At 69.8% G+C, this 16,593-nt stretch carries 17 protein-coding genes; 4 read left to right on the top strand and 13 right to left on the bottom strand.

Annotated elements, in window-relative coordinates:
- Positions 1-250 precede the first annotated feature (250 nt).
- The 3 genes from rseP to MKK75_RS34280 all read right to left on the bottom strand — a co-directional run bounded on the left by rseP (position 251) and on the right by MKK75_RS34280 (position 4,387).
- Entirely contained in the window at positions 251-1,405 is a 1,155-nt protein-coding gene (gene rseP, locus MKK75_RS34290) for an RIP metalloprotease RseP (protein ID WP_244046936.1), read from the bottom strand.
- Positions 1,406-1,541: 136 nt separating this feature from the next.
- Entirely contained in the window at positions 1,542-3,128 is a 1,587-nt protein-coding gene (locus MKK75_RS34285) for a DHA2 family efflux MFS transporter permease subunit (protein WP_244046935.1), read from the bottom strand.
- A gap of 8 nt (positions 3,129-3,136) precedes the next feature.
- Positions 3,137-4,387: an HlyD family secretion protein gene (locus MKK75_RS34280; protein WP_244046934.1), complete on the bottom strand. Its 1,251-nt coding sequence runs from the start codon at positions 4,385-4,387 to the stop codon at positions 3,137-3,139.
- A 142-nt stretch (positions 4,388-4,529) separates the two neighbouring features.
- Here MKK75_RS34280 and MKK75_RS34275 point away from each other — a divergent pair, with 142 nt between their 5' ends.
- Positions 4,530-5,168, top strand: coding sequence for a TetR/AcrR family transcriptional regulator (locus MKK75_RS34275; protein WP_244046991.1), 639 nt, complete (start codon positions 4,530-4,532; stop codon positions 5,166-5,168).
- 21 nt (positions 5,169-5,189) lie between these two features.
- On the opposite strand, the gene dxr is transcribed toward MKK75_RS34275, so the two are convergent.
- The 4 genes from dxr to pyrH form a co-directional block, all read right to left on the bottom strand.
- Positions 5,190-6,368 (bottom strand): 1-deoxy-D-xylulose-5-phosphate reductoisomerase, encoded by a 1,179-nt coding sequence (gene dxr / locus MKK75_RS34270; protein ID WP_244046933.1) that lies wholly within the window; start codon positions 6,366-6,368, stop codon positions 5,190-5,192.
- A 19-nt stretch (positions 6,369-6,387) separates the two neighbouring features.
- Positions 6,388-7,257, bottom strand: a complete 870-nt coding sequence (locus MKK75_RS34265) for a phosphatidate cytidylyltransferase (protein ID WP_244046932.1) — start codon at positions 7,255-7,257, stop codon at positions 6,388-6,390.
- A 19-nt stretch (positions 7,258-7,276) separates the two neighbouring features.
- A complete protein-coding gene (gene frr / locus MKK75_RS34260) occupies positions 7,277-7,840 on the bottom strand; it encodes a ribosome recycling factor (RefSeq protein WP_244046931.1) in 564 nt (187 codons plus the stop codon).
- A gap of 445 nt (positions 7,841-8,285) precedes the next feature.
- Positions 8,286-9,008, bottom strand: coding sequence for a UMP kinase (gene pyrH / locus MKK75_RS34255; protein WP_244046930.1), 723 nt, complete (start codon positions 9,006-9,008; stop codon positions 8,286-8,288).
- Between the two features lie 179 nt (positions 9,009-9,187).
- Here pyrH and MKK75_RS34250 point away from each other — a divergent pair, with 179 nt between their 5' ends.
- Positions 9,188-10,114 (top strand): diacylglycerol/lipid kinase family protein, encoded by a 927-nt coding sequence (locus tag MKK75_RS34250; RefSeq protein ID WP_244046929.1) that lies wholly within the window; start codon positions 9,188-9,190, stop codon positions 10,112-10,114.
- Entirely contained in the window at positions 10,111-10,926 is an 816-nt protein-coding gene (locus MKK75_RS34245) for a metallophosphoesterase family protein (protein ID WP_244046928.1), read from the top strand. Before MKK75_RS34250 ends, MKK75_RS34245 begins: the two co-directional genes overlap by 4 nt.
- A 27-nt stretch (positions 10,927-10,953) precedes the next feature.
- Here MKK75_RS34245 and MKK75_RS34240 read toward each other — a convergent pair whose 3' ends face one another.
- From MKK75_RS34240 to MKK75_RS34225, 4 genes are all read right to left on the bottom strand, one after another.
- Positions 10,954-11,112, bottom strand: a complete 159-nt coding sequence (locus tag MKK75_RS34240; protein ID WP_244046927.1) for a hypothetical protein — start codon at positions 11,110-11,112, stop codon at positions 10,954-10,956.
- Positions 11,113-11,143: 31 nt separating this feature from the next.
- Positions 11,144-11,710, bottom strand: coding sequence for a type II toxin-antitoxin system MqsA family antitoxin (locus tag MKK75_RS34235; protein WP_244046926.1), 567 nt, complete (start codon positions 11,708-11,710; stop codon positions 11,144-11,146).
- Positions 11,711-12,112: 402 nt separating this feature from the next.
- Positions 12,113-13,039 carry a translation elongation factor Ts gene (gene tsf / locus MKK75_RS34230; protein ID WP_244046925.1) on the bottom strand — a complete coding sequence of 309 codons (927 nt, stop codon included), beginning with the start codon at positions 13,037-13,039 and terminating at the stop codon, positions 12,113-12,115.
- 118 nt (positions 13,040-13,157) lie between these two features.
- On the bottom strand, positions 13,158-14,225 hold the full coding sequence (locus MKK75_RS34225) for a 30S ribosomal protein S2 (protein WP_244046924.1): 1,068 nt from the start codon (positions 14,223-14,225) through the stop codon (positions 13,158-13,160).
- 427 nt (positions 14,226-14,652) lie between these two features.
- On the opposite strand from MKK75_RS34225, the gene MKK75_RS34220 reads away from it, so the two are divergent.
- Entirely contained in the window at positions 14,653-14,910 is a 258-nt protein-coding gene (locus MKK75_RS34220; RefSeq protein ID WP_244046923.1) for a CCDC90 family protein, read from the top strand.
- A 17-nt stretch (positions 14,911-14,927) separates the two neighbouring features.
- Here the strand turns inward: MKK75_RS34220 and MKK75_RS34215 are convergent, their stop codons facing one another.
- Both MKK75_RS34215 and MKK75_RS34210 read right to left on the bottom strand, forming a co-directional pair.
- Complete coding sequence (locus tag MKK75_RS34215; protein WP_244046922.1) at positions 14,928-15,665, bottom strand: pseudouridine synthase; 738 nt, start codon at positions 15,663-15,665, stop codon at positions 14,928-14,930.
- Positions 15,662-16,567: a class I SAM-dependent methyltransferase gene (locus tag MKK75_RS34210; RefSeq protein WP_244046921.1), complete on the bottom strand. Its 906-nt coding sequence runs from the start codon at positions 16,565-16,567 to the stop codon at positions 15,662-15,664. The genes MKK75_RS34215 and MKK75_RS34210 overlap by 4 nt, the downstream gene beginning before the upstream one ends.
- Positions 16,568-16,593 lie beyond the last annotated feature (26 nt).

The raw sequence follows: 16,593 nt of genomic DNA, 5'->3' as shown, positions 1-16,593 counted from the left end.
ACTTAACGATCCGGCCACGAAGCGGGCAAACCGCCAAATGTAGTGAACGACGCATAAACGCCTGTGGCCGCGCGTTTTTTCCGCCGTGGCGCCGCGACTTTCAACGCGGCGTTAACCCTATTCTGATCCGTCTGCGGGGCGCCGATCGGGCGGCTTCGGGGCCGGATCGCGGCGGGAATCGGGCATCCTTTCCGGTGGAGAGCGGACAGGATGCTCAAGGCGTCCGGGGAGGAACCGCAACTCCTCCGGATCAGGTGTTTCGCCAGGACGCGCCGAGGTTGAGGATATCGTTCCAGGCGGCGAACAGCATCAGCATCAGGACCAGCGCGAGGCCGATCCGGAACCCGATCTCCTGGGCGCGCTCGCTGAGCGGCCGGCCACGGACGACCTCGAAGGCGTAGAACAGGAGATGGCCGCCATCGAGCAGCGGCACCGGGAACAGGTTCAGGAGGCCGATCGAGACCGAGAGCAGCGCGATCAGGCCGACAAGGCCGCCGACGCCGCCGGTCTTGGCGACCTCGCCGGAGACGCGGGCGATGCCGATCGGGCCCGAGAGCTGGTCGGCCGATTCCCGTCCCGTGGCGAGCTTGCCGAGATACGAGAAGGTGCGCTCGACGACGAAGTAGGTCTCCTTCACGCCGAGGTTCAGGGAATCGAGCGCCCCGTAGCGCACGAGCCGCGCCTCGGACCCCGCGGGGGAGCGGATGCCCAGACGGCCGATCCGGTGGCGGCCGAACGGGGTCTTCTCCTCGAAGGTAGCCGGCGTCGCCTGGATGGTGATCGGCTTGTCGTCGCGCTCGACCGTGAAGGTCAGCGGCGTGCCGGCGCTGCCCGTCACCGTGCGGTACATCGCGTTGAAATCGCCGATCTTCTCGCCGTCGATGGCGGTGATCACGTCGCCCGGCTGGAAGCCGGCCTGGGCGGCGACGCTGTTCGGCTCCACCGAGGAGACCCGGGCCGGCAATTCGTAGCGGCCGCCGAGCCAGATCGCCCCGGCGAACAGCAGGATCGCCAGGATGAAGTTCGCCACCGGGCCGGCGGCGACGATCGCGGCGCGCTTGGCGACGGGCTGGGTCGGGAAGCTGATCGCCCGCTCCTGCGGGCTCATGCGGGCGACGGCCTCGGGGTCCGGCATGCTCGCCCCGTTCACGTCGCCGTGGAACTTGACGTAGCCGCCGAGCGGGATGGCGCAGAGCTTCCAGCGGGTGCCGCGGCGGTCGTTGAAGCCGACGAGTTCCGGCCCGAAGCCGAGGGAGAAGGCGTGAACGCCGACGCCGCACCAGCGCCCGACCAGGAAGTGGCCCATCTCGTGCACGAACACCACCACGGTGAGCACGAACAGGAACGGGATCAGGGCGCCGAAGAAGCCGCCCGCGGTGCCGCCCATCGCGTTGAGGAAGTCCATAAGCCGATCCCTGGCCGTCGTCGCGCGGGCCCCCCGGGACCGGCGCATCCCGACATCCTAGCAGATCGGTGGGGCGCACCGCCAACGCATTCCTGTGCGGGATCGCGCCTCGTCGCGGCGGGCACGGACCGCCCCGTCAGTGGCCGCCCCCGCCGCCGGCCGCCGCGCGCGGACGCCGGACCAGCGGCACGGCGCAGGCCATCGCCAGGAACAGGATCGTCAGGGCGAGGAACACGTCCTCGAAGGCCATGACGAGCCCCTGGATCCGCACCGTGTTGGTCATGGCCCTGAGCGCCATGTCGGGGGCCGCACTGCCGAAGGAGTCGAAGCCGCGCTGAAGCGTGTCGAGGCGCTCCAGGGCGGCGGTGCTGGTCCAGCTGAACCGCTCGTGCAGCCGGGCGAGGTGCAGGTCCCACCGGTCGTTGAGCACCGTGTTGATCAGCGCGAGCCCCACCGCGCCGCCGAGGTTGCGGGTGAGGTTGAACAGGCCGGAGGCGTTCTTCATCCGGGCCGGCGGCAGGGTGCCGAGCGCGATGTTGTTGATCGGGATCATGCACAGCATCAGCGAGCAGCCGCGCAGGATCTGCGGCACCAGCAGCTCCGAAAAATCCCAATCCTTGGTGAGGCCGGTGACGATCCACGTGCCGCAGGCGAAGCCCGCGAAGCCGATCCCCATCATGATGCGCGGATCGACCTTGCCGGACAGGCGGCCGGCGATCGGCGCAGTGATGAACATGAACAGTCCGGAGACGAACATCGTCTCGCCGATCATCAGCGCCGAGTAGCCGCGGACGCGCGCGAGGTAGACCGGGTAGATGTAGGTCAGCCCGTAGAGCCCGATCCCGAGCACGAAGCTCGCCACGCAGCCGCTGGCGAAATTGCGGTCCGCGAAGGCGCGCAGATCGACGATCGGCTGCCTGGCCGTGAAGACCCGCCAGAAGAACAGCAGCCCCGAGACCCCGCAGATCAGAGCGCAGGCGAACACCGCCTCATCCTGCAGCCAATCGTGGTTCGGCCCCTCCTCCAGAACGTATTCGAGGCAGCCGAGGAAGCCCGCCATGAAGGCGAGGCCCGCCCAGTCGAAGGATTGCAGAAGACGGTAGTCCGGCTTGTCGAAGTCGACCAGGATCCAGGTCGAGACCGTCACGAAAATGCCCGGCACGACGTTGATCAGGAACAGCCAGTGCCAGGACAGCAGGTCGGTGAGGTAGCCGCCGACCGTCGGGCCGATGGTCGGCGCCAGCGTCGCCACGAGGCCGATCATCGGCGACACGATGGTCCGCTTCGAGGGCGGGAAGATCGTGAAGGCCGCCGCGAACACGGTCGGGATCATGCCGCCGCCGATGAAGCCCTGCGCGGCGCGCCAGACGATCATCTCGCCGATCGACGAGGAGGTCGCGCACATCACGCTCATCAGGGTGAAGCCGCCCGCCGAGATGGCGAACATCCACCGCGTCGAGAGCACCCGCGACAGGGTGCCGGAGAGCGGGATCGAGATGACCTCGGCGATCAGGTAGCTGGTCTGGACCCAGGGAATCTCGTCACCGGATGCCGAGAGGCCGGCCTGGATCTCATTGAGGGAGGCCGAGACGATCTGGATGTCCAGGATCGCCATGAACATCCCGAACACCATGCAGACGAACGCCACCATCCGGCGGCGATCGAGCGGCGGCTCGGCGGCGCGCGCCAGTGCGCCGGGCGCGAGGGCGGCGGTGGCGGCCATCGCGGGTCTTACCGGCTCGCGGTGCTGACCGGCCGCTCGCGCGCGGCCCGGTCGAGCACGGAACGGTCCGCGCCACCACGGGTATCGACCCGCACCACCGCCGACAGGCCCGGCCGCAGCAGCCCCTCGCGGGCGACCTCTTCGGGAACCCGCACGCGGACGGGCAGGCGCTGGACGATCTTGGTGAAGTTGCCCGTGGCGTTGTCGGGGGGCAGCAGGCTGAACACCGAGCCGGAGGCCGGCGAGAACGATTCCACCACGCCCTGGATCTCGCGATCCGGGTAGGCGTCCACTGTCACCGTCACCGGCTGGCCGGGGCGCATGCGCTGGACCTGGGTCTCCTTGAAGTTCGCGTCGATCCGCACGCTCTGGAGCGGCACCAGCGCGGCGATCCGGGTGCCGGGCGCCACGTAGGCGCCGGCCTCCACGGCCTTGTTGCCCACCACCCCGTCGAAGGGGGCGCGGATCACCGCGAAGTCGAGGTCCCGGCGGGCCCGGTCGACGGCGGTGCGCAGCTCGGCCGCGAGGCTCTCCGCCTCGCGCTTCTGCGCCTTGAGGACGTCGACATTGGCGCGGGCCGCCACGAGGCCCGCCTCCATGGCCTTCACCGAAGCCTCGGTCCGGTCGCGGTCGGCCCGGGTCTGGTCGATGCGCGACTTGGCGACGTAATCCGCCTGCATCTGCATCGACCGGGTGAAATCCGCCTGGGCGCGGACCGCGTCGGCGCGGGTCGCGTCGAGCTGCGCCGCGGCCTGGGCGACCTGCGCCTGCGCGGCCTCGGCCTGCCGGGCGATCCGCGCGATGGTGCTCTCCTGCGTGGCGAGCTTGTCCTGCGCGGCCTGGAGCGCGAGGCGGTAATCGCCGTCGTCGAGCTTGGCGATCACGTCGCCCTTCTTCACCGAGACGCCGTTCACCACCGGGACCGCTTCGAGGTAACCCGGAACCTTCGCGGCGAGCACCGAGATATCGGCCTGGACGTAGGCGTCGTCGGTCGAGACGAAGAACCGCCCGACCGTCCACCACTGCCAGCCGGCATAACCTCCGCCGCCGAGCGCGACGGCCAGGACAGCGAGCAGGACGGCTCGGCGGAGCGGACGCTTGCGCGTCGCCTCCACCGCGGGGGATGCGGGTTCTGCCGGGACGGCTGAAGCGGCGACGTGTGGATGTGGCGCTGAACGCTCCGCACGCCCGTCATGGGCGTGCTCGAGCGCGCTCTCATGATCGGTATTGGACCGATCCAGATCATCGCGAAGAGACATTCCAACGCCTCAAGATCAATGACCGAACCGTTCGGTCAGAACAGGGCCGGGCACGTCTTGACGCGCGCCGGAACTAGGCCCAAGTTACGTTGACCGAACGGTTCGGTCAAGCGGAGCGGCGTCGCGGACGTGGAGCGGGATGATGGCGCAGGGAGCAGTACTCGAGCGGGGACAGGCTTCGCACGAGGGTGACAAGCGGCGGCAGATCCTCGACGGCGCTCGCACGGTCTTTCTCTCGGCCGGCTACGACGGTGCCAGCATGGGCGAGATCGCCCGGGCGTCCGGCGTCTCGAAGGGGACGCTCTACGTCTACTTCGAAAGCAAGGAGGCGTTGTTCGAGGCTCTGATCCTCGAGGAAAAGGCCAGCCTCGCCGAGACCCTCTTCACCTTCGACCCGAACGATACCGACATCCCGGCCGTCCTGACGCGCCTGGGACTGAGCTTCCTCGCCGAGATGTCCCAGCCACGGCACATCTCGGTGCACCGCATGGTGATCGGCGTCTGCGAGAAGTTCCCGCAGTTCGGGCAGGTCTATTACGACGCCGGACCCGCGCGCGGCGTGGCACGACTCGCAGCCTATCTCGACGTGCAGGTGCAGGCCGGCCGGCTGCGCATCGCCGACACCACCCTGGCGGCGCAGCACTTTTTACATCTCTGTCTCGCCGGACTTCTCACGCGCATGCTGTTCGCCGCGGGCGGCGAGAAGGACGAAGCCCGGATGCAGTTCCAGACCGCCGAGGCCGTGCGGGTGTTTTTGGCTGGCTATGGTCCAGAGCGCTGACGCGCCGCCTGAATGGACGTGCTACCCGGCCGCCCGAAGCTCCGGCAGCGCCTCGGCGCTCCAGACCCGGACATGCGCGTCGATGGCCAGCGCCTCGTCGACATCGGCCGGCGCGGTCCGGTATGGGCCGGCGAAGTGCGTGCAGGCCCGCTCGACCAGATCGCTGATCCCGTAGAAGCCGATCCGGCCGGCGATGAAGGCCGCCACCGCGATCTCGTTGGCGGCGTTCATCACGGTCGGCGCCGCGCCGCCCGCGGCCAGCGCCGCCCGGGCGATCCGCAGGCACGGGAAGCGCTCCTCATCCGCGGCCTCGAAGGTGAGCGCACCGAGCTTCACGAGATCCAAAGGCCGCCCGCGTTCGATGGTCAGGCGGTCGCCGAGGCCGAGGCAGTGCGAGATCGGCACGCGCATGTCGGGCAGCGCCAGCTCCGCGGTCACCGCACCGTCGAGCCAGTAGACCATCCCGTGGATCACCGATTGCGGATGCACCACGACGTCCAGCCGCTCGGGCTCGATGCCGAACAGGTGGTGCGCCTCGATCAGTTCGAGGCCCTTGTTCATCAGGCTCGCCGAATCGATGTTGATCTTCATGCCCATCGACCAGGTCGGGTGGGCGGCGGCCTCGGTGGCGGAGGCGGCGGCGATCCGCTCGCGGGTCCAGGTGCGGAACGGGCCGCCGGAGGCCGTGATCATCATCGTGCGCACGTCGGCCAGCGGCCGGCCGGCCAGCGCCTGGCTCAGCGCGTCGTGCTCGGAATCCATCGGCAGGATCGTGGCGCCGTAGCGCTGGGCATCACGCATGAAGGCATCGCCGGCGCAGACGAGGCTCTCCTTGTTGGCGAGCGCCACCGTCCGGCCCAGGCGCAAAGCCGCGTGGGTCGACTTGAGCCCCGCCGCCCCGCTCACCGCCGCCACCACGATATCGGCGTCCCGGGCGACCGCCTCCATGACGGCCCCCTCCCCCGCCCCGTTGGGGATGCCGGAGCCCGACAGGGCCTCGGCCAGCGCCGGGCCGGCGGTTTCGTCGGCAAGGGCCGCGAAGGACGCGCCGAGTTCGCGCGCCGTCCGGGCCAGGGCGACGGGATCCTTGCCGCCGACGAGGGCGCCGACGCGGAAGCGGTCGGCATGCTGGGCCAGCAGGTCGGCGGTGGAGCGGCCGATCGAGCCGGTGGCCCCGAAGACGGTGACGATCTGGGTCACGGGTTCAACTCCCTCATCGTCACGCGGTCAGTCCAGCCCCGCGCAGGGCCAGATAGACGGCCGCCAGCACGGCCACTGCAAAAAAACCGTCGAGCCGGTCCATGACGCCGCCATGGCCCGGGATGATCTTTCCCGAATCCTTCACGCCGTAGCGGCGCTTGAGGCCGGATTCGATCAGGTCGCCCGCCTGGCTGAGGACCGAGGCGAGCGCGCTCACGCCCGCCACCACCGGCAGGGAGGCGGCACTCGGCAAGGTCATGCCGGCGAGATCGGCGATGACCGGCACGAGCGTCCCGGCCGCGACGGCGCCGATCAGGCCGCCGATCGCGCCGGACCACGTCTTGTTGGGCGAGACCCGGGGCATCAGCTTCGGGCCGCCGATCTTCCGGCCGGCGAAATAGGCGGCGATGTCGGTGGACCAGACCACCGCGAACATCCAAGCCGGCCCGACGAGCCCGATCGCGGGATCGTCGCGCAGCGCCACGGGCACCGCCGCGACGGCGCCGGCCCCGAGCACGCCGACGAAGGCGCGCATCCGGCCCCAGCCGGTCCGCGCCACCGTGGCGCAGGCGGCGGCGCCGAGGATCAGGACGGCGAGGCAGGCGGGCGCCGGGGCGCCGCCGCGCTGGCAGAGCAGCAGGGCGCCGAGCGTTGCCGCGCCGAGCGCGATCAGCACCTCGCGGGGCTCGGTGCGGCTCATCACCATCCACTCGGCGAAGCCGATGATGCCGGCCGCGAGCCAGACGCCGGCAAACGGCCAGCCGCCATAGACCAGCGCGGCCACCACGCCGGCCCCGAGCACGAGGCCGGAGACGACGCGCAGCCACAGCTCGCGCCGCCCCTTCGAAGGGGTTTTGGACGACGCGGCCGGTGCGGCGGCGGCGGTCACGCGCGGACCGTGCCCTGCCTCAAACCTGCATGATCTCCTTCTCCTTGGAGGCCAGCACGCCGTCGATCTCGGCGATGGTCTGATCGGTCGCCTTCTGCACGTCGGCGGCCTGGCGCTTCTCGTCGTCCTCCGAGATGGCGCTGTCCTTCAGGAGCTTCTTGAGATGGTCGAGGCCGTCCCGGCGGACGTGGCGCACGGCGACGCGCGCCTCCTCGGTGTACTTGTGGGCGACCTTGACCATCTCCTTGCGGCGCTGCTCGTTCATCTCGGGAATCCGGAGCCGGATGGTCTGGCCTTCGGTCTGCGGGTTGAGGCCGAGATCGGATTCGCGGATCGCCTTCTCGACGGCGGTCACCATGCTGCGGTCCCAGACCGAGATCGACAGCAGCCGCGGCTCCGGCACGCTCACGGTGGCGACCTGGGCCATGGGCATCATCGAGCCGTAGGCGTCGACCTGGATCGGGTCGAGGAGCGACGGCGTGGCGCGCCCGGTGCGCAGGGACCCGAGGTCCTTCGAGAGCGAGGCGACGGCGCCCTGCATCCGGCGCTTGATATCGGTGAGGTCGAATTCCGGTGTGGCCATGAGGGTCGTCCCGAGACGTCTGACGTGGTCTTGCTGCCCGGCGCGGGCGGTCGCGGCCTCAATGGACGAATTTTTTCAGGGCCGCAAACCATCATCCGATCGCGCGGTCCGGGCTGAGCGTCTCCGCGTCTCGTGACGCGCGGCCCTTTCCCGGACGGGTGGAGCGAAGCGGAACCTGATCCGGGACCCAGCACAAAAAGCGCCGCGCCAGCGGCACAGATTGATTCAGTCGGAAGCTTCGCGGAGTCCTGCGCTGGGTCCCGGGTCGCATTCCGCTGGCGCTGCATGCGCCCGGGAAAGGAAGTGCCGCAGAACCGTCTCCGGGCGACCCCAGACAATCGCCCCACGTCACATGACGGCAAGCATCCGTCGCATGTGAACGCCGCACGCCCGTTCGCAGCGGACGCCCATCCGGGGCGCGAGACGACGAGGGACAGCGCGCCTGCTACGGCGCCACCAGCGTCGAGGGCGCCTCGCCCGACAGGATCGCGGCGATCGAGCTCGGCGCATGCAGCGAGCCGACGATGATCGAGAGCCGGCTCTCCCGGGCGAGCGCGAAGGCGGCGGTGTCCATCACCTTGAGGTCGCGGGCGATCGCCTCGTCGTGGGTGATGCGGTCGTAGCGGGTGGCGGTGGGATCCGTCTTCGGATCGGCCGAATAGACGCCGTCGACCTGCGTCGCCTTCAGCACGGCGTCGCAGCGCAACTCGGCGGCGCGCAGCACCGCCGCGGTGTCGGTCGTGAAGTACGGGTTGCCGGTGCCGCCGGCGAGGACCACCACCTGGCCCTTGTCGAGGTGGTGCAAAGCCGGCTGACGGGCATAGGTCTCGCAGATCGTCGGCATCGACACGGCCGACATGGTCCGCGCCTGGACGCCGGCCGCGTTCAGCGCCGTCTCGATGGCGAGCGAGTTCATCACGGTCGCCATCATGCCGAGCGAATCCCCGGTGGCCCGGTCGATCCAGCCGGCCGCGGAGATGCGGGCCCCGCGGATCATGTTGCCGCCGCCCACCACGATGGCGACCTCGGCCCCGGCCTCGATGGTGCGGGCGATGTCATCGGCGAGCGCCGCCAGCGTCGGCGGGTGCAGCCAGTAGCCGTCCGGTGCGGCGAGCGCCTCACCCGAAAGCTTCACGAGGATACGGCGAAACGGCGTCGTCTCCGGCATCTCGATCCCCGTCCGACCCGCTTCGCGCGAGCCGGGAGGCTTCTACGTCAACCGTGTGAGTGGCGTCGAGGGGCGCGGCACGATCGGGCGGGGATCATCGGGCGAAACAGGACCGACACGCGAACGACGTGCAGCCCTGGCAAAGCCATGCCGGACACCCGCCCTGGCTCGGGACATCCATGCGCGTCGCCCTGGTGATCAACACCGAATCCGGCAGCGTCGGCGGCGCGACGCCGGAGATGATCCGCGTGCGGATCGCTGCCGCGGGGATCGAGGCCCTGGGCGAGGCCGACCGGGCGGCCTCCCTGCCCGCGCGCATCGCGGCCGCGGTAGCCGAGCCGGGGATCGACGCGGTGGTGGTGGCCGGCGGCGACGGTACGGTCGCCTGCGCGGCCGCGGCCCTGGTTGGGCACGGGACGCCGCTCGGCATCCTGCCCCTCGGAACCATGAACCTGCTGGCGAAGGATCTCGGCCTGCCCCTCGACCTGGACGGCGCCATCGCCAACCTCGCGCAGGGCGTGCCGCGCCGGATCGATGTCGGCGACGTGAACGGCCGGATCTTCGTGATCAATTCGGTGCTCGGGATGGCCGCCCGGGTCGCCCGCCACCGGGAGGCGCACCGCGCCCGCCGGGCCGTGCGCACCCTGCTGCGCTGGGCGCTCGGCCTGCTGCGCCATCTCGGCCGCTATCCCCGGCTCACGGTGACCGGCCTGATCGACGGGACGGCGCGGCGCCTGCGCGGGCAGCTGATGGCGGTGGTCGTGGGCGATTACATCGAGCAGCCGGGGCAGGTGCTGATACGGGCGCCGGTCGATGCCGGCCAGCTCACGCTCTACGTGCTGGCCAACCTCTCGGTGTGGAGCAGCCTGCGCCTCGCTGTCGGGTTCGCCCTCGGCGACTGGCGCCGGCTCCCCGACGTGGAGCGGCTGCCGGTCGGCGACCTCAGCATCGCGTCGCGGCGGCGGGCGCTCCTGGTGATGAACGACGGCGAGGTTCTCCTGATCCCCACGCCCCTGCACTACCGGATCCGTCGGCACGCGCTGACCGTGATCGTGCCGCGCTCCGAGACGGGCCAGCGCTTCGCGGAAGGGGCGCCGGAGGCATGAGGCGGATCAGCCACATCTCCGACCTCCATTTCGGCCGCACCGACCCGGCCGTCGTCGAGGCGCTGGTGGACGAGTTGAACCGGGACGCGCCGGATCTGATCGTCGCGTCGGGCGACTTCACCATGGCGGCGCGCCCGTCCGAATTCGCGCAGGCCCGCACCTTCCTGAACCGCCTGTCGCCGCCCTGGATCGGCGTTCCGGGCAACCACGACATCTCGCCCTACGATCTGGTGCAGCGCTTCGCGCGGCCCTTCGCGCGCTACCGGCACGCCATCGCGCAGGAGACCGAGCCGTGCTTCGCGGATTCGGAGATCGGCGTGGTCTGCCTGAACACGGTGCGGCGCTGGGCGCCGGAGCGGGACTGGTCGCAGGGCGTGATCCGGCGCAGCCAGATCGCCCGGACCGCGGCCCGCCTCGAAGCCATGCCCGAGCGCCTGTTCAAGATCGTCGTGGGCCATCACCCGTTCCGGCCGCCGCCCTGGGACGCGGAAGCCCGGCTCGTCGGGCGCGCCGACTTGGCGCTGGCGGCGTTCCGCCGCTGTGGCGTCGGCCTGACGCTCGCCGGACATCTGCACCGACATTACGCGCGCTCCGCCCAGGACGACGATCCCGGGGACGAGACGGTCGATCAGGGTGTGATGCGCGGGTGCCGGGGGCGGCTGCTGGCCGTCCAGGCCGGCTCGGCGACCTCGACGCGCCTGCGCGGGAACGAGCCCAACGCCTATAACCGCATCACGGTCGAAGACGGCTGCGCCACCGTCGCGGTCCGGATCTGGGACGGCGGAGCCTGGATCGATGCGGCGCCGGCCTGACGGGGACCCGCCGGCCGGCGCCTGTTCTCAGCTGCCCGCCAGGACGCCGACGGCGCCGACGACGGTCATCACAAGACCGGACGCGAAGGCGCCGATCATCAGGTAGGAGATGGGTTTCAAAGGCATGCACCGAAGATAGTGCGCATCCGCGAGATGCGGTGTGCGCCGCAACACGAGGCACGCCATCGCAGCCTTCCCGAGTGGTCAGCTCTGCGCTTCAGCCTTGCCGCCCATGGGCCGACGTCACAACGGCGGGCGCCACACTCTCCTCAGGCGCAGACCCCCGGGTGGAAAGGGCGTCGACGACGGCCTCCGGGTGGCGATGGATGGTCCAGATCAAAGCCATAGCGGTCGCGTTCGGCTTGGACTTGCCCTGCTCCCAATTCTTGACCGTCGCTTCTTCCAAACCGAACCGCAGGGCAAACTGGGCCTGCGAGAGGTGCAGAGCCTCCCGTACACGCGCCACCGCGATCGCGCCCGGGCCGTGCCTGCGGGCCTCGATGCCCAGGTCCTTCAGTTCGGCGATCAGCCGGTCGAGGCTCTCGACCTTGGGCACCGCGACGTAAGCCTCTCCGGTATCGAAGAGCTCCGTCAGGACGGCGTAGGCGGCCTTCATCGGGAGATGCTTACGGACCAAGACGCGGGCCGCCGCTACCGTGTCGAGGTCCGACCCCGCGAGCCGCGTGAGGCTGAGACGCTCTGCGGAGCCTTCTCGGACGGGGGTCTCGTCCCGGATTTGCACCCGTTGTCCGAACGCTGCCAACAATGCGGATCTCGTCGACATCCAGCGCCTCCATAACCCCCGGGGCGATTTCCCGAAGGACGGCCGCCCCCCATGACCTCATCGGATCGCCGCCGATCTGCATGCCAACCAGCGCGAGGGAGCGCCCCGAGAGCGTCACCTCGGCCATCACGTCGAGCGAACCCCAAGGCGTCAGCACTGCGACCGAGAAGATCGGGTCGTCGCTATTGGCGTCATCGACGACGATCGTGACCGCACACGCCACCCTGCGTTTACCCTATACGCAACTTGCCTATAAGATGACGAGTGTTGTGCCGAGGTCAAGGGGCGATCGGCCGTCCACCGCGTGCCGTTCGCAGACGGCCCGATCCAAAGGAAAAACCCCGCCCGGCTCGCGCCGGACGGGGCATTTCTGCATCCTTGAACCTACCGGTTCGAAAAAAGTCAGGCCCGGCCGGCCTGCTGGGCGACCTCGGTGGCGAAGTCCGGCCCGTCTTCCTTCTCGATGCCCTCGCCCAGCGCGTAGCGCACGAAGGCCGTCAGGGTGACCGGACCGCCGACCTTGGAGGCGGCCTCCTTGAGCACTTGGCTCACCGTCTTCGAGCCATCATGCACGAAGGGCTGATCCAGGAGGGTGACCTCCTTGTAGTAGCTCTTCAGGCCGCTCTCGATGATCTTGGCGAGCACGTGGTCCGGCTTGCCGGCGTTCTTCTCGCGCAGGATGTTCGACTCGCGCTCCACCGTGGCGGCATCGATGCCCGAGGCATCGAGCGCCACCGGGTTGGTCGCCGCGACGTGCATGGCGATCTGGCGGCCGAGCGTGGACAGCGCCTCGACGTCGCCCTCGGACTCGAGCGCGACGAGCACGCCGATCTTGCCGAGGCCCTCGGAGACCTGGCTATGCACATAGGAAGCGATGACGCCCTTCTTGACCTCGAGCTTGGCGACGCGGCGCAGGTTCATATTCTCGCCGATGGTGGCGATCAGGGCCTGCAGCTTCTCCGAGACGGTCTCGGTGGCGCCCGGGAAATGAGCGGCCTGGAGGCCCTCCAGCGTGCCGTCGGTGTTGAGCGCGATCTTGGCGGCCTCGCGGGCGAAGGCCTGGAAGGCGTCGTTGCGGGCGACGAAGTCGGTCTCGGAGTTCACCTCGACCACCGCAGCGTGGTGGCCGGCGGACTCGACGGCGACCAGACCCTCGGCGGCGACGCGGCCAGCCTTCTTGGCGGCCTTGGCCAGACCCTTCTTGCGCAGCCAGTCGACCGCGGCCTCGATGTCGCCCTGCGTCTCGTTGAGCGCGCCCTTGCAGTCCATCATGCCGGCACCGGTCTTCTCCCGGAGCTCCTTCACCATCGCGGCGGTGATGTTGGCCATGGCGGTCCCTTTCGTACGGTCTGGATGAGAGAGGCCCGGCGCGCGGGTGAGCGGCCGGGCCCGGTATGCCTGGAACCGCGACGGCCCGATGACGGTGCCGCCGCGAAGCCCCGATGGATCACGCCGCCGCGGCAGCCTCGACGAAGCCGCGGGCCTGCGAGACCCACGAATCGCGGTCGATGCGGCCGTTGAGCTTCAGGTCGGCATCGATCTTGGCGACGTCCGCGGGGGTCATCGCGGCGATCTGCCAGTAGTGGTAGATGCCGGCGTCGTTGAGCTTCTGCACGATCTGCGGGCCGGCGCCGTTCAGCTTGGTCAGGTCGTCCGGCGCACCGCGCGGGGCGGCGAGCAGCTCGAAATGTTCGGTCGTCTCGGCGAGCATCGCCACGTCGGCCGGGTCGAGGGCATCGGACTCGACCGAGACGGCCTGATCGTCGTTCGCCGGCAGCTCCTCGGCCATCGGCTCCTCGGAAGCGCCGAGATCCATGCCCGACGAGCCCTGCGCCCGCGAGATGCCGTCGATGGCGGCCTTGGCGATCAGGTCGCAGTAGAGCGCGATGGCGCGGCCGGCATCGTCGTTGGCCGGGACGATGTAGCTGATGCCGTCCGGGTTGCAGTTGGTGTCGACGATGGCGGCCACCGGGATCCCGAGGCGGTTCGCCTCCTTGATCGCCAGCTGCTCCTTGTTGGTGTCGATCACGAACAGCAGGTCGGGCACGCCGCCCATGTCCTTGATGCCGCCGAGCGCCTTCTCGAGCTTCTCCTTCTCGCGGGAGAGCATCAGGCGCTCCTTCTTGGTCAGGCCCGGGCCGCCGGTCTCCAGCGTCTCGGTGACCTTGCGCAGGCGCGAGATCGAGCCCGAGATCGTCTTCCAGTTGGTGAGCATGCCGCCCAGCCAGCGGGAGTTGACGTAGTACTGGGCCGAGCGCTTAGCGGCGTCGGCAATCGTGTCGGCCGCCTGGCGCTTGGTGCCGACGAACAGCACGCGGCCGCCCTTGGCGACGGTGTCGCTCACCGCCTGCAGCGCTTGGTGCAGCGCCGGCACGGTCTGGGCGAGATCGATGATGTGGATGTTGTTGCGCGTTCCGAAGATGTACGGCTGCATCTTCGGGTTCCAGCGGTGCGACTGGTGACCGAAATGGGCGCCCGCTTCGAGGAGCTGACGCATAGAGAAATCGACGGCCATATCTTTGTGCTCTCCGGTTGGATCCGCCGCGGAGGGATGCAGCCGCCCGAAATTTCGGACGACCACCGGAAACGCCTCATTCAGGCATGAGGCCGGCTCCGCGTGTGGGATGGGCGGGCGCTTAGCAGAGGGTGGGGTTGGAAGCAAGGCTTTGCGGAGCGGCGCTGGCGGGTCGAAGGGTATGTCGAGCCGCTTCGCGGCCGAGTCTTGTGCTGGATCCCGGGCCGCCTTCCGCTGGCGCTCCAGGCGCCCGGGAAAGGGTCGCGCCTCAAAAGGAACCGCCACCCTTTCCCGGACAGGTGTAGCGACAGCGGAACCTGATCCGGGACCCAGCATAAGACTCGGCCGCGAAGCGGCACCAAACCTCAATCAATGCCCGTGTTCAAACCGCTTGCAACACGTGGGCTCGGCTCCTGATAATCAGGCTATGGCGGCGGTCGCGTTCGACACCCTGAAGTTCGCCCGAACCCTCCGGGACAAGGCCAAGCTCTCTCCTGAACAGGCGGAAGGCTTGACCGATGCCATGGCGGAAGCGTTGCAGGGTGATCTTGTCACGAAAGCCGACTTGCGCGCCGCGTTGGCGGATACACGATCCGAGATCGTACGCTGGGTGGCGGGCTTGATCGGGTTCCTAACGCTGGCTGTCATCGGCGCCGTCATAGCACTCGCGCGTGCTCTGCATTGAGAAGCGCGCAGGCCGGATCACCCGCCGGCGAACACCGCCGCCACATCCTCTGCCGTCATCACGCGATAAGCCCCCGCGGGGAGATCCGCCGGAAGGTCCAGCCCTCCGACCCGATCCCGATGCAGCGCCGTGACATGGTTGCCCAGAGCGGCGAACATCCGGCGGACCTGATGGTAGCGCCCTTCGGTCAGCGTCACGGCGCAATGGGTGGCATCCTCGGCGATGAGGTCCACCGGCAGCAGCGGCCGCTCCTCGCCCTCCAGCAGCAGCGTGCCCGACGCGAATACCGCCGCTTCGCCCCCCGTCAGCGGCCGGTCGAGGGTCACGCGGTAGCGCTTCGCCACCTCGGCCTTCGGGCTGATGATCCGGTGCAGCAGCGCCCCGTCGTCGGTCAGCAGCAGCAGGCCGGAGGTCTCCTTGTCGAGGCGGCCCACGGTGGAGAGCGGCGGATCGCGGCGGCGCCAGCGCTCCGGCAGGAGCCCATAGACCAGCGGACCCGCTTCCTTGTGCGAGCAGGTCACCCCGCGGGGCTTGTGCAGCATCAGGCACAGGCCCGGCAGCGGATCGAGGGCTTCGCCGTCGATCGTCAGGCGCGCGGGGAGATCCGGCTCGAGGGCGATCCGCGCGCCGGCATCGTCGAGTTCCGCCCCGTCGAGGCGGATCGCGCCGGCCCGGGCGAGCCCCTGGATCTCCCGGCGCGAGCCGTAGCCGAGATTGGCGAGCAGCTTGTCCAGCCGCACGGCCTTCGCGCTCACCGGCGCGCCTCGTAGACCCGGTAGCCGCCCTCCTGAACCGCCACCGACACGGAGCGGAATGCCGCGCGCAACGGCACCTCGTAGGGCAGATGCGTGTTCGCCACGAGCCACAGGGTGCCGCCGGGCCGCAGCGCGTCGGCGGCCCGGGCGATGAAGGCCCGGCCGAGCGCCTGATCCTCCGATCCGCCCTCGTGGAAGGGTGGATTCGTGACGATGAAGTCGAGGTTGCCCGGCACCTGCCCGGGCGTCCGGATATCGGCCCAGAGGATCGTCGCCCGCGGGTCGGGGACGTTGCGGCGGGCCATCTCGACGGCGCGGCGGTCGATCTCCACTAGCGTCATCGCGGTGACCGCCTCCGAGGCGAGGACCGCCCGGGCCAGGATCCCGAGGCCGCAGCCGAGATCGGCGCCGCGACCCTTCAGAACCGGCAGGTTGCCCAGGAGCAGGGCCGTGCCGGGATCGAGCCGGTCCCAGGAGAAGATGCCGGGCTGCGTGCACAGGGCGAGGTTGTCGACGTGACGCGGCCCGCCCTCGTCGATCGCCTCGGCGATCCCCGCCGGCTCCGACGGACGCGCCGCCATGCAGATCCTGTGATGGCGGCGCGGCTGGTCGGCGGCGGCGCAGCCGAAGGTTCCGAGTTCCTTGGCCAGACGGGCACCGCCCCGGTCCTTCGGCGCCAGGGCGATCATCCGCCCGCCCGGGCCCAGCGCCCGCAGCACCTGCGCGAGCACGTAGCGCCGCTCTACCGTTCCGGGCGGAGCGAGGACGGTGGCGGCTTCGAGGCTGTTCTCGGACAGGTCCTCGAGCCGCGCGGCACCGGGAATCAACGGGGAAACCTGGACGGCATCGCCGGGGATCTCGGCAAGATCCATCGGCGGCAAGCCGTATACGGCATGTCGCATGAAGGGTTCAGGAGTTGGAGAGTCGG

The sequence above is a fragment of the Methylobacterium sp. J-030 genome, from assembly GCF_022829545.1.
In the GTDB taxonomy this organism is placed as follows: domain Bacteria; phylum Pseudomonadota; class Alphaproteobacteria; order Rhizobiales; family Beijerinckiaceae; genus Methylobacterium.
The sequence above is the reverse complement of the archived record's forward strand: the minus strand, read 5'-3'. Positions and strand labels throughout refer to the sequence as shown.